This window comes from Streptomyces sp. NPDC029164 (assembly GCF_055563995.1).
This window is the reverse complement of sequence record NZ_JBVHWW010000003.1, coordinates 232,153-258,197: the sequence shown is the minus strand read 5'-3', so window position 1 is coordinate 258,197 and position 26,045 is coordinate 232,153. Positions and strand designations below refer to the sequence as shown.

The window sequence follows — 26,045 nt, the reverse complement described above, 5'->3', positions numbered from 1 at the left end:
CTCCAGAAGCTGTTCGGCCCAGCCCCCCAGGTCCGCCGACGAGTGGCCGCGGCCCTCCGGCGGAGCGTGCGCACAGAGGTGCTCGACGGCGACGTCTGACAGCAGTTCCTGCAGGTCGCTCCAGCGGCGGTAAAGGGTGAACGGCGTGACGCCGGCCCGGGCCGCGCCGAGGGGAACGGTCAGGTCGGGGCGACCCGACGGCCGCGCAAGCGCATCAGTTGCTTTGGCGAGCTCGGGGCGTCAGGGTCCTTGGCAGGCATGCACCTGGTGATCCTGCCCGCCCTGTTCACCGGCCGTCCTGGCCGGCGTCGCTTTCGGCGCGGCGTCACAGGGCTCGCTGGAGACAGATATCGCCCCGGCCCTGCGGCCGGACCGGAGTGCGACCCTGGCCGCGTACTCCGTGCACGGTTATGCGGCGATGAGCCTCCCGACCCTGGGGGCCGACGTCCTGACGCAGCTCTCCGGGACGCGGACCACTGCTCTCCTGCACGTCGGCCTCGTCGCCCTGCCGGGCCGGTCCTGAGGAGGTCAGTCCCGGTCAGTCACCCGTTCGCGAGCGGCCCGCACGGCCCGCTCGGGGTCGGGAGCCGGCACTCCCTCCAGTTCGTAGGGCCGCACCGCGCCGAGCAGCGGCAGAAGGGCCAACAGCTCGTCCCGCTCGGCACGGCACGACGGGCACCGGTCCAGGTGCTCGGCTGCACACTCGTGCTGCGGCCCGTCGAGACCGCCGAGCATCTGAGTGGCAAAGGCGGTACGGGCGCGTTCGCATTCCAAAGGACTCTCCGAAGTTTCGATCCAGCCGCCGTCCTGGCCGGTACGTCGGTTGTCCGCTGTGACGCGACGCCGGAGTCCGTCTCACCCTACGGGCTGCCGTGCGGCATGGGAATGGTTCCGGTACGCCGCCTCCACCCGATCGGCGGTGACCTTCGCGGGCGGCAGGGCGGGAGGCGTTCCCAGAGGCCCGGAGAGGGTGGGGCGACTGGGCTACCCCGGCGGCGTTCCCGCGCGCAGGCGCCCGGTCAGCGCGTGCAGGGCAGGGATGAGGGCATCGTACTGCTCCGGTGGGTAGCCCAGGGCCTGCTGGGCCGATTCCACGACGCGGCGTGCGCGATCGCGCACGGCACGGCCCGACTCCGTGCTGGACACCTGCACCTGGCGTCCGTCGTTGACACTGCGGTGTCTGTCGACCAGTTCTGCGCCCTCCAGGCGCCTCAGAAGGGGGGACAGTGTGCCGGAGTCCAGACCGAGTTCCTCGCCCAGATCCTTCACGGTGACCTGCCCGCGCGACCAGAGCACCTGCATCACCAGGAACTGGGGATAGGTGAGTCCGAGCTCCGCCAGGAACGGGCGGTAGTGCCCGACCCATGCCCGTGCCGCCACGTACAGGGCGAAGGAGGGATCGTCCCGGAGCGATACGCCGCACTCGTCGGTCGACGCCGGCGACCGGGGCTGCGTCATGGGCGTTCCTCTCATTGCCGACGGCCTGCACGGTCGCAGGCCTCAGCGCTCCTACGGCACGGAGCAGCCGTCGGTTCAATACCCCGTTCCCCGGCCAAGCCCCCACCCGGTACACGGCCCAGGGCCCCGGCCAGTACGTCCGCACGCCAAGCCGATCCGGTTCAGCGCTACCGCGGCACGGGGGTATCCGTGCCGGTGTGCGTGACGGCGGCGGGGCGGCGGTGCGAACCCGTGAACCGGCCTGTGTCGGGGTGTCGTCCACCGTGTGAGGTCTGGTGAACCTGTTCCGCGATACCGCCGTTGTCACGGATGGGCCATGGGCCACTGCTACCCGGCCATCCGTTGCCTCCCGAACAAGAAGGAATCTTCATGACGGCAGTCTTCGTACACGGCGTACCCGAGACCGGTGATCTGTGGGACCGGCTGCGGGCCCGCCTGGGCACCGCCTCGGTCGCCCTGCGGCTTCCCGGATTCGGTGCGCCCCTCCCCGACGGATTCGGCTCGTCCATGGACGAGTACGTGCAGTGGGTGGAGGGGAAACTGCACGAGCTCAATGGCCCCATCGACCTCGTGGGACACGACTGGGGAGGCCTCCTGGTGGCACGGATCGCCGTCAGGTCCCGTGTCGCTCTGCGCAGTTGGTCCGTGGATGTCGCCAGCATCCTTCATCCTGCCTACGTATGGCATGACATCGCACAGCTCTGGCAGACACCGGTATCGGGAGAGGCGTGGGCGACCGCCACTTTGGAGGACACCGACCCCACGAGTCCTCTCAGCGCCTCCGGCCAACTGCGAGCCGCAGGCGCTCCCGAGGAGGACGCCCGGGCAATGGGCGAGAGCTTCGACGAGACCATGGCCTCGTCCGTCCTCGCACTGTACCGATCCGCGACCCCCAATCCGTACGCGCACTGGGGGACGGAGCTGATGTCACCGACCAGCACTCCGGGCCTGGTCCTCCACCCGACGCTCGACCCGTTCGACGGTCCTGCCTCACAGGTGGTGGCCGCCACTCTCGGCGCGCACTTCGAGCCCCTCGAAGGCCTGGGCCACTGGTGGATGCTCCAGGACCCCGCCACCGCGGCCGGCGTCCTGGAGAAGTTCTGGGCAGATCTGGGCGCGTGACCGCCGGGGCACCGACGGTCTGGGCTCCAATCGGCGCCGTTGCGCTGGCGCGGCCTGGGCCGCAACCTCTACGCCATCGACAACGTCCCCAAAGCTGCGTTCTCGCCCGACGCCCACTGCTGGTGGAACACCCAAGCAGCCGGGCGGCTCCCCCACCTCCTGTCCATGGCACGCTCAGACGCCGCCTCCACACGAGAACAGGCACAGCGCGCCCAGGCACCCTGGCGGTGAGGCACCACGCTAGCCCAGGAGCCTTCCGCTCAACCCGCGATGCGGACGTGCTCAGCTCCTCGCACCCGACCCTCGCCCCGCACAGACCAGCAGGTCAACGCACTCTTCCCCTGGCTTTCAGGTGCGCCGGCGGGAGTTCGGGAGCCGGAATCGGAGGGCCGTCGTAGCCCTTCACTTCGCCAAACCGGGACCCGTTCATCCAGTCTTCACGGGCCTGCGCGATTTCATCGTGTGACCGGCCGATCCAGTTCCAGAACATCACGATCTCCTCCTCGAAGGGCTCGCCGCCCAGGAGCATCAGGCTTGCGTCCGAGGAGGCGCGCAGGGGGAGCTCCGTGCGGCCGCAGCCCAGGTAGAGCATCGAGCCCGGGAGGACCGGGACGTCGTCGACGTGGGCTTCGCCCGACATGGACAGGACCGCGTACTCGAAGTCCGGTTCGAGCGGGAGGCGGGTCTCTGTGCCCGACGCGAGGGTCAGGTCCGCGCCCACGATCGGGCTGTACGCCGTGCCGGGCGAGGTTGCCGTGTCCAGGGTGCCCAGGATGACCGTCGCCGTCAGGCCCGGGGCCGTGACGTGCGGGAGTTCCGCGTGGTGCTGGAAGTGCGGGTCCACGTTGCGGTGGGCGTCCGGCAGGGCCACCCACAGCTGGGCGCCGTGCAGGAAGCGGGCGTGCGGGCGCGGGCTCTCCTCGGAGTGGCTGATGCCGCGGCCCGAGGTCATCAGACCCAGCTCGCGCGGGCGGATCGTGGCGAGGCTGCCCTCGCTGTCGCGGTGGAGCACCTCGCCCTCGTGGAGCCAGCTCACGGTCTGCAGGCCCGAGTGGGGATGGGGCGCAACCTGCATGCCGGGCTCGTCGGCGATGTCGTCCGGGCCGTAGTGGTCGACGAAGCACCAGGCGCCCACCATGCGGCGGCCCAGGTTCGGCAGGAGTCGGCGGACCTCGGTGGACTCTCCGAGCTTGACCGTGCGCGGGCTGAGGAGCTCGCGCACCGGCTCGGCCACGACGAAGCCGCGGCCGCCGCAGGCGGAGAGAGCGGGCTGGCGATCGAGATTGCTCATGCGGACAACCTAGCCCCGCGGTGGTGGCTCCGGCGGGTGGAATGTTCCACCGCCCAGGCGTGTTGGTGGCACCGGACGGACCACCCGAACGGCGGAAGGGACACGATGAACGCGCCGGGGACGTACTTCGAGCACGGAACGGCCGCCGAGCGCTGGGCGCGCGCCCAGCTCTTCTTCGACGCGAAGGAGTACGCGACGGCCGCACGCATCCTGGACGGGCTGGCGGGCGAGGTGCCCGAGCAGCTGGCGCCCCGGCTGCTGCTGGCCCGCGCCTACTACCACTCGGCCCAGCTCTCCCGCGCCGAGCACGAGCTGCGCGCCATCCTGGAGCGCTGGCCGGTGGAGGACTACGCGCAGCTGATGCTCGGTCGCACCCTGGAGCGTCTGGGGCGCGCCGCCGAGGCCCGCCCGTACCTGCGGGTGGCCGCGGCGATGGCCGGCGACTTCCCCGAGTAGCGGGCAAGCCCGCCGCTGCGCGGGCGCCGCCCGGCCCCGCGTACATGAGCGGCCGCCCGCCCGCACGAGGCGGCCCGGACCGAACCGACGCATGCGGACGCCCGCGCGCGCGTGCGACGACCCGTCTCGCGTCCGGGGGCGGCCGGGACCGGTGCGTACCGACGGTCGCATCCGCGCACAACCGCACCAGCAGGCGGTCAGAGCCCCTGCGCATGAGGCTGCCGGACCGCCTGTGCGTGGCTCTGCGTGTGCGGAACGAATCCGCAGCGGCAGACCGCCCCGATCGCATACGAGACTGCCCGGACCCGCTCGTGCGGGCGGCCCGACCGCCGTAGGCAGGCCGCCCGGCCCGGCTGAGGCGCTGCCACCCCACGAACCGCCCGTCGGTGGCCGAACAGCTCGCTGCGGCGCGGGCCGGCGAGGGCCCGGCGGTCTTCGACTGGCTCATCGAGATCTTCGAGGGCCAAGTGCCCGGCGCTCTGGTGCTTCGCTGATCGACTGTGCGTCGCGGCCAGGGCCGGGACGCGGTCCACGGATGGGCACGGCCGTCCGCGCCTGCGGGTGTCCCGCCCCACGCAGGGGGGCTGCTGAGGTCGCGGGGATGGGCCGCCGGGTTCCGCGTGTGCGCGCCGCTCCGCGTGCCGGCACCGGGGGTGAATCGCGCCCGTACATGTGCACACCTCGCCCTCGGGCTCTCTCGTGCGCGGGTCTCGCGTTCCCGCGCCGGAAGCGGGGCGTTCGGGTGTTCGGCCACGTGCGTGTGGGGTCCGGTGGTCGGCTCGGATAGCCTGGGACTCATATGAACCGCCTGACCACACCCTTCGGCTCCTACGAGCTCACCCGCTTCCCCGAGGACCCGCGCGACCGGCTCCGTGCCTGGGACGCCGCCGACGAGTACCTGCTGCGCCACCTCGACTCCGGTACCGGGGAGCGCGGGCCGGTGGATCTGGCCTCCGCCGGCCAGATCACGGTGCTCGGGGACCGCTGGGGGACGCTGACGACGGCGCTCGCCGCGTACCACCCGACGCAGATCACCGACTCGGCCCTCACCCGCTCCGCCACCGCGGCCAATCTGGACCGCAACGGGATCGGGACGGCCAAGGCCACGGTGACCCTGCTGACCACGCAGGATCCGCCGCCCGGGAAGATCGACGTCCTGCTGGTGCGCGTGCCCAAGAGCCTGGCGCTGCTGGAGGACCAGCTGTACCGGCTGGCCCCGCACGTGCACGCGGGCACCGTCGTGGTCGGCGCCGGCATGGTCAAGGAGATCCACACCTCCACGCTGCGGCTCTTCGAGAAGATCCTCGGCCCCACGAAGACCTCGCTCGCGGAGAAGAAGGCCCGGCTGATCTTCTGTACGCCGGGCACTCCCGGGGCGACCCGCCCCACGACCCCCGGGCCGTGGCCGCTGACGTACACGGTGGACGACGACGCGGGCTCGGGCTCCGGCCTGACCGTGGTCAACCACGCCGGGATCTTCTGCGCGGACCGGCTCGACGTCGGTACCCGTTTCTTCCTGCAGAACCTGCCGACCAACACCGACGGGGCCCGGGTCGTCGACCTGGGCTGCGGCAACGGCGTCGTCGGCGCGGCGGTCCAGGTCCACGACCCGGACGCCGAGGTCGTCTTCACCGACGAGTCGTACCAGGCGGTCGCCTCCGCGCAGGCCACGTACCGGGCGAACGTCCGCGAGGGCCGGCGCACGGCGGAGTTCTTCGTCGGCGACGGAGTGGCGATGCTGCCGCCCGCGTCCGTGGACCTGGTGCTGAGCAATCCGCCCTTCCACTCCCACCAGGCCACCACGGACGCGACGGCGCTGCGGATGTTTGCCCAGTCGCGCAAGGTGCTGCGGCCGGGCGGCGAGCTGTGGATCGTCGCGAACCGGCACATGGGCTACCACACCCATCTGCGCCGGCTCTTCGGCAACAGCGAAGTCGTCGCGAGCGAGCCGAAGTTCGTGGTTCTGCGAGCGGTCAAGCAGGATCGTCCGCGGCCCGTGTGACCTGCCCATGTGAGCTGCCGATGTGACCTGTCGGTAGCTCCTACACTCTGGCCCGTGAGCAGCCAGGTGGAGGACGGGAGCGGTGGCGGGCGCTACCGCCGGGAGGACGTGGCCCGGGCGGCCGGCGTCAAGGTGCGCAACCTGCGCTACTACCAGGAGCGCGGGCTGCTGCCGCCGCCGCGCCGGGAGGGCCGGATCGCCTGGTACTCCGACGACCACCTGACCCGGCTGCGCCTGATCAGCGATCTGCTGGGGCGCGGCTACACGGTCAACGGGATCGCGGAGCTGCTCCAGGCGTGGGAGGAGGGCGGCGGCCTGTCCCGACTGCTGGGCCTGGAACGGGAGATGACCCGGGACTGGGTGCAGGAGGAGCCGGTGACGATGACCCGGGCCGAGCTGCGGGAGGTGTTCGGCCCGACGGCGACCGCGGCGGACACCCGGCGGGCGGCGGAGCTGGGTTACGTGACGGTCGACGGAGACCTGGTCACGCACCCGAGCCGCCGGCTGCTGGACGCGACGCTGACGCTGGTGCGCCTGGGGGTGCCGCTGGCGGAGATCCTGGACGTGGGGGAGTTCGTACAGACGCAGGCGGCGACGGTCGCGGACCGGTTCGTCGGGCTGTTCCGGCGGCATGTGATCGGTTCGGAGGGCGCGGAGGGTCTGGAGCGGCTTTCGGCCACGCAGCTCCAGCACATCACGGCGGCGGTGGCGGCGCTGCGGCCGGTGGCCGGGGAGGTCGTGGCCACGGAGTTCGCCCGGGCGATGGCGCGGCGGGTGGACGCGGAGGTCGCCGAATTGCTGCGTACGGAGCAGTAGGAGTCGGCTCAAAGGGTGCGCTCGCACAACCTTGCCAACCTCCATTGGCACTCTTACATTCAACTCGTCGGTAACAACGGTGCACAGCCGAAATAAGGGACGCCCTCATGACCGGTTCCCCCCATTTATCCGACCATTTGCCCGACCATGCGTCCGACGAGCGCAGTGGGTCCGGCCGCGTTCGCTGGCGGCGGTTCGCCGCCCTGACCGTCCCCGCCGTCGCCGTGACCGCCGGCCTCGGCATCGCCCTCGCGCAGGGTGTGCTGGCCGCCTCGTTCGCCGTCTCGGGCCAGCAGTTCAAGGTCTCGGCGAGCAGCCTGGAGGGCGAGGGCTTCGCCCAGTACGGCAGCGTCGACGTCAACGCCCGCGAGGAGCTCATCCCGGTGGCGGTCACCGCCATCCGGGAGGCCAAGCTCCACAACCTCTGCCAGTCCGTGGTCACCACGCTCCCGGTGGTCGGTGACATCTCGCTCAACCTCACCGCCGGCCGCAAGACCCCTGTGGAGGCGAGCAACCTGTTCGTCGACGCGACCCAGCTCGCCGGCGACGCCGTCTTCAGCAACATCGAGATCGGGCGGGACGCCTCGACCCTCGACAAGGGGCCGGCCGAAGCGCAGGGCATGCAGGACCTCTTCGCCCAACAGGCCGACACGGTCCGCATCACCGATCTCCAGCAGACGGCGTGGGCGACCAACGCCGGCACCTTCAAGCTCTCCGGGCTCAGCATGAACGTCAGCAAGGGCAAGAAGGAATGCTTCTGAGCCGACGGCGGCGGTGGCAACGGTGGCGGCGCAGCAGGCCCTTCTGGGGCGGGCTGCTCGCGATCCTTGCCGGGGCGTGGATCTGCGTCCTGCCACTGGCGCCGCTGAAGATCATGCTCCAGCAGGGGGTGGCGGGGATCCCGTCCGTCCTGCTGGGCATCGTGATGATCGTGCTCGGCCTCACCACCTGGTTCGCTCCCGCTCAGCGCACGCTCGCGGGCGTTCTCACGACCCTGATCGCCACGGCCGCGCTGGTCCTGTCCAACCTGGGCGGTTTCCTGATCGGCACCCTGCTCGGAATCCTCGGCGGCGGCCTGATGTTCGCCTGGCAGCCGTACGCCGCCCCGCGCGCGGTTCCGCGCGCCGGGGAACCGGAGTCCGCGGCGGAGTCCGGTTCCCCGGCGCTGTCCACGGCGCGGTCCACGTCAGGCACCGGGAACGCGGAGTCCGCCGTGGGCACCGCGGCGGCCGCCGCGCCCCCTCCCCCCACCACGCACCATGATCCCCAAGGAGCACAGCCATGAGCCGTTCGCGCACCGCGCTCGCCCTCGGGACGACCGCCGCCGGAGCCCTCGCGCTCGGCGCGGTCACCGCCCCGGTCACCGCCGCGCCCTTACCCGCGGCCGGGTCGACCACCGTCACCCCGGCCGGGCACGCCTTCCAGGCCACCCTCACGGGCAAGGCCACCCTCAAAGCCGGTTCCGTTACGGTGACTTGTACGGTCTCCGTCGCGACCGGCACGGTGCCGGCCGCCCCCGGCAACAGCAACCCGGCCGGGCCGGTGTCCTCGCCGATCTCCGCGCCGACGTACAGCTCCTGCACCTCCAGCATTCCGGGCGTGACCGCCACGGTCACGACCTCCGGCGCCTGGACCGTGTCGATGCAGAACGGCTCCCCGATCACCGCCACCATGGGCCTGCCCGTCGGCGGTCTGGTGGTCAAGACGACCGGGCTCGCGTCCTGTACGGTCACCGCCGCCCCCACGGCTCCGGCGAACGTCGGCGGCACCTGGGCCAACGGCGCCCCGTCCACGCTGACCTTCACCAACGCCTCCGTACCGGTCAAGGTCACCGGCGGGTTCGGCTGCCCCACCAGCGCGACCGCCTCCACCTTCAACGCGGTCTACCGGGTCGCCGACACCACCGATGCGGCGCAGCAGATCACCGTCGGCCCCTGACACCGCCGCCCCGCCCTCCGCTCCGCCTGCTCACGCTCCGGCCCGTCCGTCCCGGTGAACTCCGGTGTCGGCCGGGCCGGTTGCGTTCAGGCTGCCGAGCAGCGAGAGCGCGTGGGAGCTCGGGCTCCCCGGTTCGGCGTGGTAGATCACCACCTGCTGGCCGGGGGCTCCCCGTACGTCGAAGGACTGGTACGTGAGGGACAGCGCCCCCACGTCCGGGTGGACCAGGGCCTTGGCGTCGAGGGTCTTCCCGTGGACGGTGTGCGCGGACCAGAGCGCGGCGAATTCCCCGCTCGCCCCGGTGAGCAGGCGCACCAGTTCCCGCAGGCGCGGGTAGTGCGGTACGAGGCCGGTGGACTGGCGCAGGGCGGCGACGACCGCCTCGGCCGCCCGGCGCCACTGGGCGTGGAAGACCCGGCCCGCGGGGTCGAGGAAGGTCATCCGGGCGAGGTTGTCCGCCTCCTCGAACGGCGAGAAGAGCGCGTCGGCCAGGCTGTTGGCCGCGAGCAGGTCCAGCGCGGGGTTGAGGACGAACGCCGGGGTGTTCGCGTACCCGTCCAGCAACTGGCGCAGCTCCGGGCTGACCGTCTCCCGCGGCCGGGTCCGCTGCCCGTCCGGCAGGGTGCCCGCCAGCCGGAACAGGTGGTCGCGTGCCTCGTGGTCCATGCACAGGGCGGCGCTGATCGCTTCGAGGATCTGTGGCGAGGGGCTTTGCTCGCGGCCTTGTTCCAGGCGGGCGTAGTAGTCGGAGTTCATGCCGGCGAGGACGGCGACCTCCTCCCGCCGCAGCCCGGCCACCCGGCGCGGGCCGTAGGAGGCCAGTCCCACGTCGTCGGGCCGCAGCCGTGCACGGTGCGCGCGAAGGAAGTCCCCGAGGGGGTTGCCTGTCATCACGCCAGGCTAGACCGGCCCCCCACCGCGTGCCTGGGTGCGCCGTACCCAGGCACGGCCCGTCCTGGTCCCTCCTTCCGCCGACGCCCAGACTCCGGAGGACGAGGCGGCCGAGAGCCGTCCACAAGGAGGCCGTCCGCTAAGGCCGTTCACGAGAAGGGACAGACATGAAGCAGACCGCCATCACCGGGACGAGGACCGTCGCCGTCACCGGTGCGAGCAGCGGCATCGGGGAGGCCACAGCACGCCGTCTGGCGGCGGACGGGCACCGGGTCCTGCTCGGCGCGCGCCGTACCGGCCGGCTGGAGCGACTGGTCGAGGAGATCACCGCGGCGGGCGGCACCGCCGCCTTCCGGACGCTGGACGTCACCGACGCCGCGGACATGCGCGCGTTCGTCGACGCGACGGTCCGCGAGTACGGCCGCATCGACGCCCTCGTGAACAACGCGGGCGTGATGCCCCTGTCGCCGCTGGCAGCGCTCAGGACCGAGGCGTGGGACCGCATGATCGACGTGAACGTGCGGGGCGTCCTGCACGGGATCGCCGCGGCCCTGCCCGTGATGCGCGCCCAGGGCGACGGGCACTTCGTCAACGTCGCCTCCATCGGCGCGTACGAGGTCTCCCCCACCGCCGCCGTCTACTGCGCCACCAAGTACGCCGTCCGCGCGATCTCCGAAGGCCTGCGCCAGGAGTCCGCGGGGGACATCCGGGTCACCCTCGTCTCCCCCGGCGTGACCGAGTCCGAACTCGCGGACGGCATCTCCGATCCGGAGGCGAGGGAGGCGATGAAGGCCTACCGCTCCGTGGCACTGCCGGCTTCTGCCATCGCGGACGCGATCGCCTACGCCATCTCCCAGCCACCCCAGGTCGACGTGAACGAGATCGTCGTCCGCCCGGTCGCGAGCGCCCGGTGACCCCCGCCGCGAGGGAGGGCGCCGAGGTCGTGCTCACGGCCTCCGCCCACGACAGCCTGGTCCGGAGACTGCGGAAACTGGAGGACAAGGAGGCTCTGCGCACCCTTCTCGTCCGCGGCTGGCGGGCGCTGGACCGCAAGGACTGGCAGACCTGGATCGACTGCTGGGCCGAGGACGCGGTGCTGGAGTTCGCGCCGTGGGGAGAGACCCGCGGGAGGGGGGCGATCCGGGCGAAGGTGGAGGAGGCGGAAGCGCCCTACCCGGGCATGCAACACCACATCCTCAACGTGCAGTTCGAGGTGGAGGAGGACCGGGCGAGCGGCATCGGCTACATGTGGTTCGTCGCGGCCACCACACCCGGAACGACCTCCGCGACGTACTCCATGGGCGGCGCGTACGCATGGGACTTCCGCCGCGGCCCGGACGGCTGGCTCCTGGTCCGCCAACGGCTCGACGTCCGGTGGACCGGCGGCGAGGACTCCCTCAAGGCCTTCGAACCGGAAACTCCGTTGCCCGCCGGGGAGCCGAGCGGTCATGCTCGCCCTCATGTCTGAGAGCACCGCACACGAGCAACAGACCGCCCCGCGCAAGGAGCGACGGGACGTCGGCGACCTCTTCTCGGGCGGGCGGCTCCTCGCGATCCCACGCAAGGCCGCCCGGCGCGAGCAGCTGCTCGTCCACCTCGCGGAGACCCTCTTCACGGTGGACCGTGAGTACACGGAGCCCGAGGTGAACGACGCGCTGCGCACCGTGCACGAGGACTGCTCGGCGCTGCGGCGGTATCTGATCACCTCGGGCCTGCTGACGCGGACCCGTGACGGACGCAGCTACCGGCGGTCGACGACCACCCGGTAGTGGGTCGTCAGCCGCCCGTCGTCGCCGATCAAGTGGAAGGCGACGGCGGGCGGTTCGTCGAGGTGGACGTGCTCGGAGGCGGCCGAGGGGTGTTCCCACGGGAGCCGCAGGGTGGAGACCACGCCCGGCGCCACCAGCACGGGCCGCCCCGCGAAGGTGGTGGTGGCCGCGGTGTGGGCGTGCCCGCACAGGAACGCGGTGAGGTGCGGGTGCCGTTCGGCGAGGGAGGCGAGCCGCTCCTCCCCGAACTGGCGGATCTCGTCGACGTACGGGGTGTGCAGCGGGACGGGCGGGTGGTGGAAGGCGACGAGGACCGGGGTCTCCGGCGGAGTGTCGGTCAGTACGCCGTCCAGCCAGGCCAGGGTGGACTCCTCCAGGAGACCGTGGTCGGCGCCGGGAACGGAGGAGTCGCACACGGCGAGCACGAAGCCCGGGCCGCGGAGCACCTGGTCGACCGGCGCCGCCGACGACGGGGCCTGCTCACCCAGCAGGCCCTGCCGGAAGGCGGTCCGGTCGTCGTGGTTGCCGGGGCAGACCACCAGCGGGTGCCGCGAGCGCAGCAGCGTGGCGGCCTCCTCGTACTCGGCCGGGGCGGCGTGGTCGGCTATGTCCCCGCTCACGAGCACGGCGTCCAGGTCGTGGGGCAGACCGTCGAGGTAGTCCATGACGGCGCGGGTGCGGTCGGCCGCCCGCGGACCGCCGTCGAGATGGATGTCGCTGAGGTGGGCGATCACGATCACGAGCGGTGTCTCCTTCGCCTCTGGTCGAGAGATGCGTTCGGCACACATTCAACAGGGCGGCCCGCGATGGTAATCAGGCGCTCTTGCGGGGGCGGGTGCGGCGTAGCTCCCAGCCGCCCGCCGTGAGGACGCGCGCACCCGCGGCGAGGGAGGCCACGGTGGCTCCGGTGGACGCGAGCGCACCGCCGGTGGGGGTGGCGCCCGTACCGCCGCCCGTACCGCCGACGGCGCCGCCCGAGACGCCGCCGGAGACGCCGCCTGAGCCACCCGTGGAGCCTCCGCCGGTGCTGCCGCCAGTACTGCTGTCCGCACCTCCGCCCGAGCCTCCGGCGTGCCTCCCGCCGTACTCGCCTCACGGACGTGCCGGAGGCGTCGCCCGTGCCTCCGGTGGACGGGCCGCCACCGGTCGCGGTGCCCGCGGCCGGCGGCAGCCGGACCCCGCCGTGGCACCGATGATGAGCGCCCCGGCGGGGTGGCGCGCCGACCGCCACTCCCTCCGGTTCCTGTCGGGTCAGGCCGACGGGCTCGCCCCCCTTCGTGATGCGCGCGGCCCCGGGCGTGGGAACACTGGGGCCATGACGAACAAGGCAGCCTTGGAGGGTGGCCCGGACGATCTCCCGGACCGGATCGTCCCGACCGCCCCGCCCGGAGAAGACCTGAAGGTTCCGCACCGCGGCGGATACGAGCACTTCAAGCCGACCTCACGGCAGCAGGACGGCCCGCAGGGGCCGCTCCCGGTCTACGAGTGGTGGGAACGCACCGAGATCGCCGAATGAACGCCGAATGACCGGCCGGGGGCGGGGCCCGACCCCGGTCTCATCCCCGGTAGGTCTCCAGCAGCCGAAGCCAGATCTCGCTGATGGTCGGGAAGGCCGGAACGGCGTGCCACAGCCGCTCGATCGGCACCTCCCCCGCGACCGCGATGGTGGCCGCGTGGACCAGCTCGGCCGCGCCCGGGCCGACGAAGGTGGCTCCGAGGAGGACCTCGCGGTCGAGGTCGACGACCATCCGGGCGCGGCCGCGGTAGCCGTCGGCGTACAGGCCGGCGCCGGAGACCTTGGACATGTCGTAGTCGACGGCGCGCACCCGGTGGCCCGCCCGCTCGGCCTCGGCCAGGGTCAGGCCGACCGCGGCGGCCTCCGGATCGGTGAAGACGGCCTGTGGGAGGGCGCGGGTGTCGGCGGCGGCCGTGTGGGCGCCCCAGGGGCCGGTGTCCGGCGGAGCGCCGGCCGCGCGGGCGGCGATCGCGGCGCCCGCGATCCGGCCCTGGTACTTGCCCTGGTGGGTGAGGAGCGCCCGGTGGTTGACGTCCCCGACCGCGTACAGCCAGTCGTGGCCCGGCACCCGGCAGCTGTCGTCGACGTCGATCCACTTCCCGGCGGGCAGACCCACGGTCTCCAGCCCGATGTCGTCGGTCCGCGGCGCCCGGCCCGTCGCCATCAGCAGTTCGTCGCCCTCCAGGCTCTCGCCGCCCTCCAGCACCACCCGGACGGGCCCCGTCGAGCCGTCCCGTACGACCGCCTCGACGGCCACGTCCGTACGGATCACCGCCCCGGCCTCGCGCAGCGCGTCGGCGACCAGCTCCCCCGCGAAGTCCTCCATGCGCGGCAGCAGCCCGGAGCCGCGCACCAGCATGGTGACCTGCGATCCGAGTCCCTGCCAGGCGGTGGCCATCTCGGCGGCCACCACCGAACCGCCCACGATCAGCAGCCGGCCGGGGACGCCCTGCGCCGAGGTCGCCTCGCGGCTGGTCCACGGGCGGGCGCCGGCGATGCCGGGCACGTCCGGGACGACGGCCCGGGTGCCGGTGGCGACGACCACGGCGTGCCGGGCTGACAGCACGTGATGCTCGCCCTCGGGGCTGGTGACGGCGACCTTGCGGACCCCGTAGAGGCGGCCGTGGCCCCGGTAGAGGTCGGCGCCGATGGAGTCGAGCCAGTCGATCTGGCCCTGGTCCTTCCAGTCACCGGTCCAGTAGTCGCGGTGCGCGAGCACCGCCGGCGTGTCCAGGGGACCTTCGGCGGCGTCCGCCAGCCCCGGCACCCGGCGCGCGTCGGCCCGGGCCAGCACCGGGCGCAGCAGCGCCTTGCTGGGCACGCAGGCCCAGTACGAGCACTCGCCGCCCACCAGTTCGCTCTCCACGAGAGCGGTGCTCAGCCCGGCGGCGCAGGTCCGGTCGACGATGTTCTCGCCGGCCGGTCCCCCGCCGAGGACCACGACGTCGTACTCCACGGCTTGCGACATAGACACCTTCCAAGGGTTCCAGAGGGTCCGCCAGGACCCACAGGAATCCCGGTCAGGGGCTCATAGCCCGCCACTGTACGTGTGGTCCGCGGGACTTGCCCGAGTTGCCGGGCAGCCTCGGCGTGGTGCGGCAACAGCCCGCCGAAGCCTTGATCCAGACCCTTCTGTGTCAAGGAGACCAAACCCGTGTCAGAGCGCGAACGCCTGCCCGACGCGGATACCCGCACTCTGCTTCGGCGGATCACCTGACCCTGGACGGCCTCACGGTCCGCCCGTGACGAACACCCGCACCCGCCCGGGCACGCCCCGCACGGCCTCAACGCACCGCCGGGGGTCGGAAGCGATGCCTCCGACCCCCGGTGCGGGACGTGTGAGACGTGTGGGACGCGGCGGATGCGCGTGGCACGGGGGGGCCGTCCGGCGGAGCCCCGGACCGCCCCCGCCTCCTCAGGCCTCCGACGTGCCGGGGCCTTCGGCGCCGGGGGCCTGCGCGCCGCCCTGCTGCGCGGCGATCTTGGCGCGGACCTCCTCCATGTCCAGCCCGCGGGCCTGCTGGATGAGGTCGGTCAGCGCCGCCTCCGGCAGGGCGCCGGGCTGGGCGAAGATGGCCACCTGGTCCCTGACGATCATCAGGGTCGGGATCGAGGTGATCTGGAAGGCACCCGCCAGCTCCTGCTGCGCCTCGGTGTCCACCTTGGCGAAGAGCAGGTCGGGGTGGGCCTCCGAGGCCCGCTCGTAGACCGGCGCGAACTGCAGGCACGGCCGGCACCAGCCCGCCCAGAAGTCGATCAGCACGAACGGGTTCTCGCTGACCGTCTGGTCGAAGTTTTCCTTGGTGAGCTCGACTGTAGCCACGGTGTCCAGACCTCCTGATGTGAGCCGACTGCTCCTAGAACGAACGACCCGCCCCGAGCATTCCGCCCCGCCCGGGACATCCCCTAGAAGGGGTGGGTGGCCGGGGTGCTGCGAGCCGTGATCCAGCGCAGTTCCGTGAAGGCGTCCAGGTTGGCCTCGCCGCCGAAGCGGGCACCGGTGCCGGAGGCGCCGACTCCGCCGAACGGGGCGACGGCCTCGTCATTGACCGTCTGGTCGTTGACGTGCGCGATCCCGGTGGGGATCCGCTCGGCCAGGTCGAGCCCGCGCGCCGCGTCCCGCGTCACGATCCCGAGGGAGAGGCCGTAGGGGCCCGCCGAGGCCAGTGCCACCGCCTCGTCCTCCGTCGCGAAGGAGCGTACGGGCGCCACCGGGCCGAAGACCTCCTCGGTATAGGCGGGGGTGTCCTCGCCGACGCCCGCCAGTACGGTCGGCCGGTAGAAGAGGTCCCGGTGGGTGCCGCCGGCGACGAGCTTGGCCCCCGCCTCGGTACTGGCCTCCACGAGGGCGTGTACGCGCTCCACCTGGGCGCGGTCGATCAGCGGGCCGAGGTGAACCTGCTCGCGGTACGGGTCCCCCACGGCCAGTTCCTCGGCGCGCGCGGCGAGCCGCTCGACGTACTCGTCGTAGAGCGAGGCGTGCACGAGGTGCCGCCCGGCGGTCATGCAGATCTGGCCCTGGTGGAAGAAGGTGCCCCAGGTGGCCTGGGCGACGGCGGCCTCGACGTCCGCGTCGCGCAGCACGACCAGAGCGGAGTTGCCGCCCAACTCCAGGTGCGCGCGCTTGAGGTGACGGCCCGCCAGCTCCCCGACGGCGCGGCCGGCCGCCGTCGATCCGGTGAAGGACACCACCCGGACCCGCGGGTCGGCGACCACGGCGGCGCCCGTCTCCGCGCCCCCGGGCAGGACGTGCAGCAGCCCGGCCGGCAGCCCGGCGGCGGCGAACACGGCGGCGAGGGCGAGGCCGCCGCAGACGGCGGTCCGCCGGTCCGGCTTGAGCAGCACAGCGTTGCCGAGCGCCAGGGCCGGCGCGACCGAGCGGATCGCCAGGATCAGCGGGGCGTTGAACGGGGCCACGACCCCGACCACCCCGGCCGGGACCCGCCGGGTGAAGGACAGCCGCGGCGCCTCGCTCGGCAGCACCTGCCCGACCGGGCGCGAGGCCAGCGCGGCGGCCTCGTGGCACTCCTGCGCGGCGACGTGCAGCTCGAAGCCGGCCTTGCCGGGTATCGAGCCCGATTCGCGGACCAGCCATTCCCGCAGCTCGTCGGCGTGCGCGGCGAACAGGTCCCCGGCGCGGCGCAGCACGGCCGCCCGCTCGAGGTGGGTGGCGCGCGCCCAGTCGTGCTGCGCGGCCCGGGCCCGTACGGCGGCCTCCGCCACGTCGGCGGGCGCGGCGAGGTCGAGGGTGGCGAGGGTGCGGCCGGTGGCGGGTTCGACGACCGGGGCGGCGCCGCCGGTGAAGGTGGGTCCGTCCTGCCAGAGCGTCGGGTCGAGGAGCGGCATGGCGCGGGGCCTCCGGGTGGGGATGGGCGGGGTGCCGGGCGGGGGGGCGGCAGCACGCGTCATCGTGCCAGACGGGAGGCTCCACTTCTGTTCAGTTATTGGGCAGTTGACGGCGGGCGCTGACCGGAAATGGTCGACGCCCTGGTGGGGCGGGTGCACCACCAGGGCCGTGCCCGGGCTGGCTCAGCGCTCCAGGACGAGCGCGATGCCCTGCCCGACGCCGATGCACAGCGCCGCCATGCCGGTGCCGGAGCCCGCCGCCGCCAGCTGGTGGGCGACCGAACCGGCCAGCCGGGCGCCCGAGGCACCGAGCGGGTGGCCGATCGCGATGGCGCCGCCACGCGGGTTGACCACGGCCGGGTCCAGCTCCGGCCAGGCCGCCAGGCAGCCCAACGCCTGCGCCGCGAAAGCCTCGTTGAGTTCGAGGACGGTGAGGTCGGTCAGCGCGCGGCCCGCCTTGCCGAGGGCCCGCTGCACCGCGTCCACCGGGCCCAGCCCGAACAGCTGGGGTTCGATCCCCGTCACGGCGGAGGCGCTGATCCGGGCGAGCGGCTCCCGGCCGGTGGCCGCCAGGCCCGCCTCGTCGGTCAACAGCAGGGCGGCGGCGCCGTCGTTGAGCGGGGAGGCGTTGCCGGCCGTGACCGTACCCCGGCCGTCCGTCCGGAAGGCCGGCTTCAGCCGGGCCAGCGCCTCGGGGGTGGAACCCTCGCGGATGCACTCGTCCCGTACGAGGTCCACGCCCTCGTACGGCACGACCTCGCCGTCGTACAGCCCGGCCGCCCAGGCGGCCGCGGCCTTGCGGTGGCTCTCCAGGGCGAAGGCGTCCTGCGCCTCGCGGGTGACGGCGTACTTGTCGGCGACGAGTTCGGCGCCCTCGCCGAGCGAGCCGGTCCACTCGGCGGGCATCCGCGGGTTGGTCATCCGCCACCCGAGCGTGGTGGACCACATCTGCTGGTGCCCGGCGGGGAAGGCCCGTTCGGGCTTCTGGACCACCCAGGGGGCGCGGCTCATCGACTCGACGCCGCCCGCGATGGCCACGGAGGCGTCGCCCAGCGCGATGGCGCGGGCGGCCTGGATCACGGCTTCGAGGCCGGACCCGCACAGCCGGTTGACGGTGACCCCGGGGACGCTCACCGGGAGGCCGGCCAGCAGGACGGCCATCCGGGCCACGTCGCGGTTGTCCTCGCCCGCGCCGTTGGCATCGCCGAAGACGACGTCGTCGATACGGGCCGGATCGAGGTCGGGCGTACGGTCCACCAGCGCGCGCACCACGTGCGCGGCCAGGTCGTCCGGGCGGACCCCGGCGAGGGCCCCGCCGAACTTGCCGATCGGGGTGCGGACGGCGTCGACGACGTAGACGTCGCGGACGGTGCGGATGCTCATGGGGTCTCTCCTGGGCGGATCCGTACGGGCGGTGGCGCACCGGCGCCGTGTGGGCACCGATGCCGGTGTGGGCACGACGCCGGTGTGGGCATCGCGACACGCCGCCGGGCACGCCCGGTGGGGCGCGCCCGCAGTCTCCGTCCGCACGTCACCGCCTGTCAACGGCCCCCGGCGACCCGTCGGCCCGGCCCGGACGGAACACGCCGCGGGAACGGGCCGCCGGAACGGGGCGCCGGATCGGGAGCGCCGGGTCGGGAGCGCCGGGTCGGAGCCACGGATCGGACGCCCGAGCGGGCACCGTCAGGTCGACTCGCGGTGCACGGCCTCGGCCGCCATCAGGTCGTGCCGCTCCGTGACCTCCGACGGCTCGCGCACCGCCTGGTCCACCAGCGAGGCCAGGTGGTCACCGGTCGGCATCTCAAGGCGCACCGTGCTCAGCCGGGGCCGCAGCAGCCGCCCGATCAGCAGGTCGTCGGCGCCGATGACGGCGACGTCCTGCGGGATGCGCAGCCCCTCGTCCTGGAGGGCACGCATCAGCAGCATCGCGTACTCGTCGTTGTACGCGAAGACCGCGTCCAGCCCGAGCCCGCGCCAGCGGGCCGCGAGCGCCGCCGCCGATTCCTCGGAGTACGCCATCGGGACGGGCTCGACCCGTACGTCCTCAGCGCCCGCCGTGCCCGCCGCACCCGCCGCACCCGCCGCACCCGCCGCGGAGCGTGCGCCCGCCAGCCGGGGCGCGGAGAACAGCTCCAGCCCCTCCTCCTCCGGGACGACCACCCCGATCCGCCGCCGGCCCCGCTCGACGAGATGCGCCGCGGCCCGGGCGCCCACCTCCCGCTGGTCCATGACCAGTGCGTGCGCCCCGGGTACGCCGACCGGGCCCACGGTGATCACCGCGCGGGCCCCGGCCCGCTTGAGGGTGGCGACGTTGTGCGCGGAGAGGGTGATCTCGCCGAGGGATATCACCGCCACCGGACGCAGTTCCGCCCACGCCCGCACGGCCTCGTCCCCGCTGAAACCGAGGCTGCCGTACTGGACCACGGTGTAGTCGAGCCGGCGCAGCGCCCACTGGAGTTCGTTGAGGAAGGCGCTGTAGAGCGGGCCGATCGGCACGTTCGGGGTGGGCAGCAGCACGATCCGGGTGTGCCCTGCGCGCAGGCTGCGGGCGGCCGCGTGCGGGACGTAGCCGAGTTCCTCGGCGGCCTGGCGGACCTTGCGGCGCGTCGGCTCGCTGATGCGCACGGCCTCCGCGTTGTTCAGCACGTACGAGACCGTCGCGCGCGAGACCCCGGCGAGGCGGGCCACGTCGGCGCTGGTCGGAACGGGGGGTGGCGGCGTGGACGATCCGGAGGCCGCGGCCGGCGGCTTCGGCGATTTCGATGACTGAGACATTGCCGTGGCATCTTTCCAGACCGATTGCGCCCAGGGGCTAGCGGATGGCCTGAAACGAATGCTACACAATGGTTACACGAGTCATTGACACGTGTAATCACGCGTCACATCCCTGTCGACGGACGTGACGACGGATGTGTCACCGCACGTGCGCACGCACGTGACCCGCCGTGCCGCCGCCCTGTCGCGCTCCGTCGCACCCCCGCCGTCGCGACAGGGCGGCGCGCACCCCTCACCGCACCCCTCACCGCACCCCTCACCCCATCCGGCCCCACCCCGGACCGCCCCCTCCCCCTCCCTTCCTCCACCCTCAACCGACCAGGAAGGCACCGTGGCCCTTTCGTCCCCCGGCACCGGTTCCACCGCCGCCACCACCGACGCCTCCACCGGGCCCGGCCCCGCACGCCGCGGGCTGCTCCCCCTGCTGCTCGTCGGCAACAGCGCCATGTACGCGCTCTACGTCGGCGTGGCCGGCGTCCTGCTCGCGCTCCAGGTCGAGGACATCGACCCGGCGAACAAGGTGGCGAACTTCGGCCTGATCGCAGGGGTCTCGGCGATCTTCGCCACGGTCTTCAACCCCGTCGCAGGCGCCCTGTCCGACCGCAGCGGACGGCGCAACCCCTGGATCCTCGGCGGCGGACTCGCCGCCGTCCCCGCGATGTTCCTGCTCGGCTTCGCCGACACGATCCTGCTGATCACGATCGCCTGGTGCCTCGGCCAGGCCGTCATGAACGTCTACCAGGCGGCCATCACCTCCGTGGTCCCCGACCGGGTGCCCCTGAGCGCCCGCGGCAAGGCCTCCGCGGCCGTGGGCCTCGGCCTGCCCTTCGGCTCCACCCTCGGTGCGCTGCTCGGCGCGGCCTTCTCCGATGACTACCGCACCGGTTACCTCGTGCTCGGCGCGCTCGTGGCGGGGGCCGCCGTCCTCTTCACCGCCTGCAGCCGCGAGGAACGCCTCCCGGCCCACGCCCCGCTGCCCGTCAAGGCCCAGCTCGCCGCCTTCGCGAGCGCGCTGCGCCACCACGACTTCCGGTGGGCGTTCATCGGACGGGCGCTGCTCGTCCTCGGGTACTTCGCGGTCACCGGGTACCAGCTCTACATCCTCCAGGACCACACGGTGCTGCCCGACGGCATGAAGCCGGAGGCCGCGGTGGCGGTGATGATGCCGCTGACCAGTGTGGCGATGGTCGCCTCCACGGTCCTCGGCGGATACCTCTCCGACCGGTTCGACCGCCGCAAGCTCTTCGTCGGCGCCTCCGCCCTGCTGTCGGCCGTCGCGCTCGTCATCCCGGCCGTGTCGACGAGCTGGACCGCGATGCTGGCCTTCTCCGTGGTCAACGGGCTGGCGTTCGGCTGCTACATGGCGGTGGACACCGCGCTCGTGACGATGGTGCTCCCCAAGGCCGAGGACGCGGCCCGCGACATGGGCGTGCTCAACATCGCCAACGCCGGCCCGCAGATCGTCGCGCCGTTCATCGCCTCGGTGATCGTCTCGCTCAGCGGCGGGTACACCGCGCTGTTCGTCGTCGCGGCCGTACTGGCGGTGGCGGGGGCGCTGGCCGTGAAGCCGATCCGCAGCGTGCGCTGACCGGGGACCCCGCACCACCGGTCCGTACCTTCGACCTGAACTCGCCGCACCCGGAAGACGGGTTCACACCCACGAGACCCGAGAGAGGCACCACCGTGCAGCTGCACACCCAGACCTGGGGCGAGGGCGACCGCATCGCCCTCCTGATCCACGGCATCATGGCCGACCACCGGACCTGGCGCCGGGTCGGCCCCGGCCTCGCCGACCGCGGCTACCGCGTCATCGCCGTGGACCTGCGGGGCCACGGGGCCAGCGGCCGCGGCGCGTACAGCCCGGAGCTCTACGCCGACGACGTGGTCGAGACGCTGCCGACCGGCGCCGAACTCGCCATCGGCCACTCCCTCGGCGGCCTGACCCTGTCGCTCGCGGTGGACCGGCTGAAGCCGCGGCGGGCGGTGTACTCCGACCCCGGCTGGCACCTGGCCGCCCCCGCGGAGGGCTTCGGCCCGGAGCTGCTGGCCCGGTTCAAGTCGGCGACCAGGGAAGAGATCCGGGCGATGAGTCCGCGCTGGGAGGACGTCGACGTCGACATCGAGCTGGCGACCCTGGCGCTGTGGGACGAGCAGACGGCCCTGAGCCTCACCCCGCTGCTCGGCGCCGACCTGATGCCGGCGACGCCGGTGGTCCCCTCGCTGGTCCAGCTCGCCGATCCGAGCCAGTTGATCTCGCCGGAGCGGGCAGAGCTGCTCAAGAGCCGTGGTTTCCAAGTGCGTTCGGTCGCCGGGGCCGGACACACCATCCACCGCGACGACTTCGACGGCTTCATGACCTCCCTGGAGGGGTGGATCTAGGAGCCTGGGCCGGCGTCGCGGCGTTTACGGCTGGTCGCGCACGGCGGGTCCCCGTTACCGTCTTCCTACCGGACGGTAACGGGGGGAGTGGTTCGCGATGTCGGATTCTTCAGGTGCTTCGGCGGCGGCCGGGGCAGCAGCCACGGCAGGGGTCACGGCGGGGGTCACCGCACAGGCCACAGCGCCCGCCGGTCTGGTCGAGATGGCCGCGGCCCTCGCCGAAGGCACTGTGTCTGCACGGCAGTTGACCGAGCGTGCGCTGCGCCGGATCGCGGCGGCGCAGCCGGAGCTGAACGCCTTCCGGTCCGTACGCGCAGACGCCGCGCTCGCCGAGGCGGACGCGGCGGACCGGCGGCTGGCCGCGGGCGAGCGGCTGCCCCTGCTGGGCGTACCGCTCGCGGTCAAGGACGACATGGACCTGGCCGGGGAGCCGACCGCCTTCGGCTGTGCCGGGGCCTTCGCCGCGAAGACGGCCGACAGCGAGGCGGTACGGAGGCTGCGCGCGGCCGGTGCGGTCATCGTCGGCAAGACCCAGACGCCGGAGCTCGGGCAGTGGCCCTTCACCGAGGGCGAGGCCTTCGGCGCGACCCGCAATCCGTGGAACCCCGCCTACTCGCCCGGCGGTTCCTCGGGCGGCTCGGCGGCGGCCGTCGCGGCGGGCCTGGTCCCGGCGGCGCTGGGCTCGGACGGTGCCGGTTCGGTCCGGATCCCCGCGGCCTGGACCCACCTGATCGGCGTGAAACCGCAGCGCGGGCGCATCTCCACGTGGCCCGAGCCGGAGTCCTTCCACGGGCTCACGGTCAACGGCGTACTGGCCCGTACCGTCGCCGACGCGGCGCTCCTGCTGGACGCCGCGAGCGGCCCGCACCCCGAGGACCTGCACCGCCCGGCCCGCATCTCGGCGGTCGGGGCGGCCCGGCGCACCCCGCGCCGGCTGCGGATCGCGCTCTCCTTCGGCATGCCCTTCACCGCAACCCCCAAGTCCCTGGACCCGCAGGTCCGTTCCGCGGTGGAGCGGCTGGCCGGGGCGCTGGAGGCGCTGGGCCACGAGGTGGTCCCGGAGGACCCGCGGTACGGCCCGATCGGCCTGACCTTCGTACCCCGCGCGACCAGCGGCGTACGGGACTGGGCGGCGCGGGTGCCGGACCCGGCGCTGCTGGACCCGCGTACGCACGAGGCGGTACGGACCGGCCGGATCCTGGGCGGGCTGGCCCTGCGTGTCTCCCGCCGGGCGGAGGCGGCGCTGGCGCGGCGGGTCGGCGAGATCTTCGGACGTTTCGACGTGGTGCTGACCCCTACGACGGCGACCCCGCCGCTGCGGATCGGAGCGCTGGCGGGTCTCGGCGCCATGGCCACGGACCGGGCGATGATCGCCGCCTGCCCGTACGCCTGGACGTGGAACGTCCTGGGCTGGCCGGGGGTGAACATCCCGGCGGGGTTCACGGGCGAGGGGCTGCCGGTGGGCGCCCAGTTGCTGGGTCCGGCGGACTCGGAGCCGCTGCTGCTGGCGCTGGCCGCGCAGGTGGAGGCGGCGCAGGACTGGGCGGCGCGGCGGCCGGATCCGGTGCGGGCCCGCGCGTAAGGGTCGGCGTATGAGGTGCGGTGTATGAGGTGCGGTGTATGAGGTGCGGTGTGTAGGGGCCGGCGCGTGCGGGTCGGCGCGTGTGGGGCCGCGGGGGCCGGAGTGCCGACGGTGAGCCTCCGTGACAGGCTGAATGGGGGGATCTCGCCGGTCCGGCCACCGCGCCGGCCCTGCACCCTAGGAGAGCGAAATGGCCAGTGACGCCAGCAGGCCGCAGGCAGGCCAAGGGCAACCGCGCCCCTGGCACGCGCCCACGTCCGGTACCACCCTCCTGGCGGGAGTGCTGATGGTCTTCGGAGGGGCGATGGCGTTCCTCGAAGGCATCGCTGCCGTCGCCAGCGACGACCTGTTCGTCGTGACGCGCCACTACGTGTTCGAGTTCAGCCTGACCGGCTGGGGCTGGATCCACCTCATCCTGGGCATCGCCCTCGTCGTCGCCGGGTGCGCCGTCCTCGCCGGAGCCCTGTGGGGGCGCTACTTCGGCATCGTGGTCGCCGGACTGGGCGCGATCGCCAACTTCCTCTGGATCCCGTACTACCCCTGGTGGGCGCTGATCCTGGTCGTCGTCAACCTCTTCATCGTCTGGGCGCTGTGCACGGGCTCGCACCGGGAATCGGACATGACCTGACCGGCCGACCCGGCCGACCCGGGTCACGGGTCCGGTCCCGGTAACCTCGGCGGGATGACGGCACTTTCGCATCACGGCAACGGCTACACCGACCAGCCCGGCCGCGACGGGGACACCGCGACCACCGAGGCCGACCCGCGCGCCATCGGCCCCGTACGCACCGAGTACGCACCCGACCCCGACGGCGACCCCGATCCCGGAGAGATCGTGTGGACCTGGGTCCCGTACGAGGAGAACGACGGCCGTGGGAAGGACCGCCCGGTACTGGTCGTCGCGCGGGAGGCGGGCGGGCGGACCCTGCTCGCCGTACAGCTGTCCAGCAAGCGGCACGACCACGACCGGGAGTGGGTGCCGATCGGGACCGGCCCGTGGGACAGCGCGGGCCGTGAGTCCTGGGTGGACGTCGACAGGGTGCTGCGGGTGCACGAGTCCGGCATGCGGCGCGAGGCCTGCGCACTGGACCGGGGACGCTTCCGGCTGGTCGTCGACGGGCTGCGCGAGCGCTACGGCTGGACGTAGGGCAGGGCGGCCGCGGCGCGGGCCGGCAGGCGCGGGACGACAGCCGCGGGCCGGCACGCGCGGGCCGGCCCCAGCGCGGGCGGGCGCGGACGGCCGCAGGCGCCCGGGCCCCGCCGCCCGCACGGCCGCGCCCGCGTCGTCCCACCCCACCCCACCCCACCCCACCCCGTTCCGTTCCGTGCCGTCCTCAGGCCCCGAAACCCGCGAAGGCCCGCTCGAACGCCTCCCGCGTCTCGGGCTTGCGGTCCAGCACCCCGAACACCACCCGTTCGAACACCCCCGCGAAGCGGCCCGCCAGCAGCCCCCGGAAGGCCTCGGCCACCTCCGCCGGGTCGTTCTGGAACACCCCGCAGCCCCACGCCCCCAGCACCAGCCGCCGGTAGCCGTGCAGGGCGGCAACTTCCAGCACGAGCTCCGCCCGCCGGACCAGCGCCCCCGGTATCTCGGCGACCCGCTGCGGCTCCTGGCGCCGGATCGTGCCCGCGTTCGGGGCGGGAGAGGTCAGGAAACCGACCCGGAACGGGGTCTCCAGCAGGTCGCCCCGGTCATCGCGGAAAACGGGCACCCCGGGCGAGTGAATCACCCGGTCGGTGTAGAAGGTGCTGCGCTCCGCGCGGTGGATCTCGTAGTACTCCGGGGCCTCCAGCAGGGTCTCGTACAGGGCCGAGGCGCGGCACAGCGCCTCTTCCTGGGCCTTGGCCCCGCGGACGTAGCCGCCCCCGGGATTGCGGGCCGAGGCGAAGTTCAGGGCCGCCACCGTGGCCTCGTCCGGCCCGGCCGCGGCGGCCGGGCCGCCCGTGGCGAGCCTGCGTGCCGCGACCGTGGTGCTCTCGCCCGTGACCTCGACGGCCGTCGGCTCGCCCCCTCGAACGACCCCTTCGTCTGGAATGACCCGGTTTGGTCCATATATCCTGGTTCCTGCCTTGGCCTCCGCCAGGGCGGCGGCCAGGGAGACCTGCCGTCCCGACCGCGTCCGGTAGCCACCGGCCGCCAGGATCTCCGCGTTCTCCCGCGCGATCTCGCGCAATCTGCTGCTCACGCCGCCATCCTCTGCACC

27 protein-coding genes are annotated in these 26,045 nt (G+C 73.2%); 16 read left to right on the top strand and 11 right to left on the bottom strand.

The features are described 5' to 3' along the window. Nucleotides 1–528: 528 nt before the first annotated feature. Nucleotides 529–774: a hypothetical protein gene (locus tag ACZ4VT_RS05285; protein ID WP_467946773.1), complete on the bottom strand. Its 246-nt coding sequence runs from the start codon at nt 772–774 to the stop codon at nt 529–531. A 210-nt stretch (nt 775–984) separates the two neighbouring features. Further along, on the bottom strand, nt 985–1,458 hold the full coding sequence (locus tag ACZ4VT_RS05280) for a MarR family winged helix-turn-helix transcriptional regulator (RefSeq protein ID WP_467946772.1): 474 nt from the start codon (nt 1,456–1,458) through the stop codon (nt 985–987). Nucleotides 1,459–1,827: 369 nt separating this feature from the next. Here ACZ4VT_RS05280 and ACZ4VT_RS05275 point away from each other — a divergent pair, with 369 nt between their 5' ends. After that, nucleotides 1,828–2,580 carry an alpha/beta fold hydrolase gene (locus ACZ4VT_RS05275; protein ID WP_467946770.1) on the top strand — a complete coding sequence of 251 codons (753 nt, stop codon included), beginning with the start codon at nt 1,828–1,830 and terminating at the stop codon, nt 2,578–2,580. Between the two features lie 325 nt (nt 2,581–2,905). Here the strand turns inward: ACZ4VT_RS05275 and ACZ4VT_RS05270 are convergent, their stop codons facing one another. Then, on the bottom strand, nt 2,906–3,871 hold the full coding sequence (locus ACZ4VT_RS05270) for a pirin family protein (protein WP_467946768.1): 966 nt from the start codon (nt 3,869–3,871) through the stop codon (nt 2,906–2,908). 105 nt (nt 3,872–3,976) lie between these two features. On the opposite strand from ACZ4VT_RS05270, the gene ACZ4VT_RS05265 reads away from it, so the two are divergent. The 6 genes from ACZ4VT_RS05265 (at nt 3,977) to ACZ4VT_RS05240 (ending at nt 9,083) form a co-directional block, all read left to right on the top strand. Further along, nucleotides 3,977–4,327 (top strand): tetratricopeptide repeat protein, encoded by a 351-nt coding sequence (locus ACZ4VT_RS05265; RefSeq protein WP_362802344.1) that lies wholly within the window; start codon nt 3,977–3,979, stop codon nt 4,325–4,327. A gap of 808 nt (nt 4,328–5,135) precedes the next feature. Beyond that, a complete protein-coding gene (locus tag ACZ4VT_RS05260) occupies nt 5,136–6,329 on the top strand; it encodes a methyltransferase (RefSeq protein WP_467946850.1) in 1,194 nt (397 codons plus the stop codon). 54 nt (nt 6,330–6,383) lie between these two features. Further along, nucleotides 6,384–7,145: a MerR family transcriptional regulator gene (locus ACZ4VT_RS05255; RefSeq protein WP_467946766.1), complete on the top strand. Its 762-nt coding sequence runs from the start codon at nt 6,384–6,386 to the stop codon at nt 7,143–7,145. Between the two features lie 107 nt (nt 7,146–7,252). After that, complete coding sequence (locus ACZ4VT_RS05250; protein ID WP_467946764.1) at nt 7,253–7,906, top strand: DUF6230 family protein; 654 nt, start codon at nt 7,253–7,255, stop codon at nt 7,904–7,906. Next, on the top strand, nt 7,897–8,430 hold the full coding sequence (locus ACZ4VT_RS05245; protein ID WP_467946762.1) for a DUF6114 domain-containing protein: 534 nt from the start codon (nt 7,897–7,899) through the stop codon (nt 8,428–8,430). The genes ACZ4VT_RS05250 and ACZ4VT_RS05245 overlap by 10 nt, the downstream gene beginning before the upstream one ends. Then, a complete protein-coding gene (locus ACZ4VT_RS05240; RefSeq protein WP_467946760.1) occupies nt 8,427–9,083 on the top strand; it encodes a hypothetical protein in 657 nt (218 codons plus the stop codon). Before ACZ4VT_RS05245 ends, ACZ4VT_RS05240 begins: the two co-directional genes overlap by 4 nt. Nucleotides 9,084–9,113: 30 nt before the next feature. Here the strand turns inward: ACZ4VT_RS05240 and ACZ4VT_RS05235 are convergent, their stop codons facing one another. Continuing rightward, nucleotides 9,114–9,974 (bottom strand): helix-turn-helix transcriptional regulator, encoded by an 861-nt coding sequence (locus tag ACZ4VT_RS05235; protein WP_467946758.1) that lies wholly within the window; start codon nt 9,972–9,974, stop codon nt 9,114–9,116. A gap of 167 nt (nt 9,975–10,141) precedes the next feature. Here ACZ4VT_RS05235 and ACZ4VT_RS05230 point away from each other — a divergent pair, with 167 nt between their 5' ends. Genes ACZ4VT_RS05230 through ACZ4VT_RS05220 form a run of 3 tightly spaced genes read left to right on the top strand, consistent with a single transcriptional unit; the run spans nt 10,142 to nt 11,743 of the window. Continuing rightward, nucleotides 10,142–10,888 (top strand): SDR family oxidoreductase, encoded by a 747-nt coding sequence (locus ACZ4VT_RS05230; protein WP_467946756.1) that lies wholly within the window; start codon nt 10,142–10,144, stop codon nt 10,886–10,888. Further along, nucleotides 10,885–11,442, top strand: coding sequence for a nuclear transport factor 2 family protein (locus ACZ4VT_RS05225; RefSeq protein ID WP_467946755.1), 558 nt, complete (start codon nt 10,885–10,887; stop codon nt 11,440–11,442). The genes ACZ4VT_RS05230 and ACZ4VT_RS05225 overlap by 4 nt, the downstream gene beginning before the upstream one ends. Continuing rightward, complete coding sequence (locus tag ACZ4VT_RS05220; RefSeq protein WP_467946753.1) at nt 11,435–11,743, top strand: DUF2087 domain-containing protein; 309 nt, start codon at nt 11,435–11,437, stop codon at nt 11,741–11,743. Before ACZ4VT_RS05225 ends, ACZ4VT_RS05220 begins: the two co-directional genes overlap by 8 nt. Here the strand turns inward: ACZ4VT_RS05220 and ACZ4VT_RS05215 are convergent. Next, complete coding sequence (locus ACZ4VT_RS05215; protein WP_467946751.1) at nt 11,716–12,483, bottom strand: metallophosphoesterase; 768 nt, start codon at nt 12,481–12,483, stop codon at nt 11,716–11,718. The genes ACZ4VT_RS05220 and ACZ4VT_RS05215 overlap by 28 nt on opposite strands. Nucleotides 12,484–13,058: 575 nt before the next feature. Here ACZ4VT_RS05215 and ACZ4VT_RS05210 point away from each other — a divergent pair. Beyond that, nucleotides 13,059–13,259, top strand: a complete 201-nt coding sequence (locus ACZ4VT_RS05210) for a DUF5988 family protein (RefSeq protein ID WP_467946750.1) — start codon at nt 13,059–13,061, stop codon at nt 13,257–13,259. A 40-nt stretch (nt 13,260–13,299) separates the two neighbouring features. Here ACZ4VT_RS05210 and ACZ4VT_RS05205 read toward each other — a convergent pair whose 3' ends face one another. The 5 genes from ACZ4VT_RS05205 to ACZ4VT_RS05185 form a co-directional block, all read right to left on the bottom strand. Then, nucleotides 13,300–14,727, bottom strand: coding sequence for a dihydrolipoyl dehydrogenase family protein (locus tag ACZ4VT_RS05205; RefSeq protein ID WP_467946849.1), 1,428 nt, complete (start codon nt 14,725–14,727; stop codon nt 13,300–13,302). A 447-nt stretch (nt 14,728–15,174) separates the two neighbouring features. Beyond that, nucleotides 15,175–15,582: a thioredoxin family protein gene (locus ACZ4VT_RS05200; RefSeq protein WP_467946748.1), complete on the bottom strand. Its 408-nt coding sequence runs from the start codon at nt 15,580–15,582 to the stop codon at nt 15,175–15,177. A gap of 83 nt (nt 15,583–15,665) precedes the next feature. Further along, nucleotides 15,666–17,105 (bottom strand): aldehyde dehydrogenase family protein, encoded by a 1,440-nt coding sequence (locus ACZ4VT_RS05195; RefSeq protein WP_467946746.1) that lies wholly within the window; start codon nt 17,103–17,105, stop codon nt 15,666–15,668. Nucleotides 17,106–17,288: 183 nt separating this feature from the next. Then, nucleotides 17,289–18,488: a thiolase family protein gene (locus ACZ4VT_RS05190; RefSeq protein WP_467946744.1), complete on the bottom strand. Its 1,200-nt coding sequence runs from the start codon at nt 18,486–18,488 to the stop codon at nt 17,289–17,291. A 300-nt stretch (nt 18,489–18,788) separates the two neighbouring features. Further along, entirely contained in the window at nt 18,789–19,880 is a 1,092-nt protein-coding gene (locus ACZ4VT_RS05185) for a LacI family DNA-binding transcriptional regulator (RefSeq protein WP_467946742.1), read from the bottom strand. 331 nt (nt 19,881–20,211) lie between these two features. On the opposite strand from ACZ4VT_RS05185, the gene ACZ4VT_RS05180 reads away from it, so the two are divergent. From ACZ4VT_RS05180 to ACZ4VT_RS05160, 5 genes are all read left to right on the top strand, one after another. Further along, a complete protein-coding gene (locus ACZ4VT_RS05180) occupies nt 20,212–21,468 on the top strand; it encodes an MFS transporter (protein ID WP_467946741.1) in 1,257 nt (418 codons plus the stop codon). A gap of 95 nt (nt 21,469–21,563) precedes the next feature. Continuing rightward, nucleotides 21,564–22,259, top strand: a complete 696-nt coding sequence (locus tag ACZ4VT_RS05175) for an alpha/beta fold hydrolase (RefSeq protein ID WP_467946739.1) — start codon at nt 21,564–21,566, stop codon at nt 22,257–22,259. A 97-nt stretch (nt 22,260–22,356) separates the two neighbouring features. Then, nucleotides 22,357–23,841, top strand: coding sequence for an amidase (locus tag ACZ4VT_RS05170; RefSeq protein WP_467946737.1), 1,485 nt, complete (start codon nt 22,357–22,359; stop codon nt 23,839–23,841). A gap of 190 nt (nt 23,842–24,031) precedes the next feature. Next, entirely contained in the window at nt 24,032–24,469 is a 438-nt protein-coding gene (locus ACZ4VT_RS05165) for a DUF7144 family membrane protein (protein WP_467946735.1), read from the top strand. A gap of 54 nt (nt 24,470–24,523) precedes the next feature. Next, the gene (locus tag ACZ4VT_RS05160; protein WP_467946733.1) at nt 24,524–24,988 is read left to right on the top strand and encodes a type II toxin-antitoxin system PemK/MazF family toxin; all 465 of its coding nucleotides are present in this window, start codon (nt 24,524–24,526) and stop codon (nt 24,986–24,988) included. Between the two features lie 187 nt (nt 24,989–25,175). On the opposite strand, the gene ACZ4VT_RS05155 is transcribed toward ACZ4VT_RS05160, so the two are convergent. Beyond that, entirely contained in the window at nt 25,176–26,027 is an 852-nt protein-coding gene (locus ACZ4VT_RS05155) for a TIGR02452 family protein (RefSeq protein ID WP_467946731.1), read from the bottom strand. Nucleotides 26,028–26,045 lie beyond the last annotated feature (18 nt).

What these genes read in the sequence shown, in the direction of transcription:
- ACZ4VT_RS05280 (WP_467946772.1), bottom strand. Translation starts at nt 1,458, where the DNA reads ATGACGCAGCCCCGGTCGCCGGCGTCGACCGACGAGTGCGGCGTATCG.
- ACZ4VT_RS05275 (WP_467946770.1), top strand. Translation starts at nt 1,828, where the DNA reads ATGACGGCAGTCTTCGTACACGGCGTACCCGAGACCGGTGATCTGTGG.
- ACZ4VT_RS05270 (WP_467946768.1), bottom strand. Translation starts at nt 3,871, where the DNA reads ATGAGCAATCTCGATCGCCAGCCCGCTCTCTCCGCCTGCGGCGGCCGC.
- ACZ4VT_RS05265 (WP_362802344.1), top strand. Translation starts at nt 3,977, where the DNA reads ATGAACGCGCCGGGGACGTACTTCGAGCACGGAACGGCCGCCGAGCGC.
- ACZ4VT_RS05250 (WP_467946764.1), top strand. Translation starts at nt 7,253, where the DNA reads ATGACCGGTTCCCCCCATTTATCCGACCATTTGCCCGACCATGCGTCC.
- ACZ4VT_RS05245 (WP_467946762.1), top strand. Translation starts at nt 7,897, where the DNA reads ATGCTTCTGAGCCGACGGCGGCGGTGGCAACGGTGGCGGCGCAGCAGG.
- ACZ4VT_RS05240 (WP_467946760.1), top strand. Translation starts at nt 8,427, where the DNA reads ATGAGCCGTTCGCGCACCGCGCTCGCCCTCGGGACGACCGCCGCCGGA.
- ACZ4VT_RS05235 (WP_467946758.1), bottom strand. Translation starts at nt 9,974, where the DNA reads ATGACAGGCAACCCCCTCGGGGACTTCCTTCGCGCGCACCGTGCACGG.
- ACZ4VT_RS05230 (WP_467946756.1), top strand. Translation starts at nt 10,142, where the DNA reads ATGAAGCAGACCGCCATCACCGGGACGAGGACCGTCGCCGTCACCGGT.
- ACZ4VT_RS05220 (WP_467946753.1), top strand. Translation starts at nt 11,435, where the DNA reads ATGTCTGAGAGCACCGCACACGAGCAACAGACCGCCCCGCGCAAGGAG.
- ACZ4VT_RS05210 (WP_467946750.1), top strand. Translation starts at nt 13,059, where the DNA reads ATGACGAACAAGGCAGCCTTGGAGGGTGGCCCGGACGATCTCCCGGAC.
- ACZ4VT_RS05205 (WP_467946849.1), bottom strand. Translation starts at nt 14,727, where the DNA reads ATGTCGCAAGCCGTGGAGTACGACGTCGTGGTCCTCGGCGGGGGACCG.
- ACZ4VT_RS05195 (WP_467946746.1), bottom strand. Translation starts at nt 17,105, where the DNA reads ATGCCGCTCCTCGACCCGACGCTCTGGCAGGACGGACCCACCTTCACC.
- ACZ4VT_RS05190 (WP_467946744.1), bottom strand. Translation starts at nt 18,488, where the DNA reads ATGAGCATCCGCACCGTCCGCGACGTCTACGTCGTCGACGCCGTCCGC.
- ACZ4VT_RS05185 (WP_467946742.1), bottom strand. Translation starts at nt 19,880, where the DNA reads ATGTCTCAGTCATCGAAATCGCCGAAGCCGCCGGCCGCGGCCTCCGGA.
- ACZ4VT_RS05170 (WP_467946737.1), top strand. Translation starts at nt 22,357, where the DNA reads ATGTCGGATTCTTCAGGTGCTTCGGCGGCGGCCGGGGCAGCAGCCACG.
- ACZ4VT_RS05165 (WP_467946735.1), top strand. Translation starts at nt 24,032, where the DNA reads ATGGCCAGTGACGCCAGCAGGCCGCAGGCAGGCCAAGGGCAACCGCGC.
- ACZ4VT_RS05160 (WP_467946733.1), top strand. Translation starts at nt 24,524, where the DNA reads ATGACGGCACTTTCGCATCACGGCAACGGCTACACCGACCAGCCCGGC.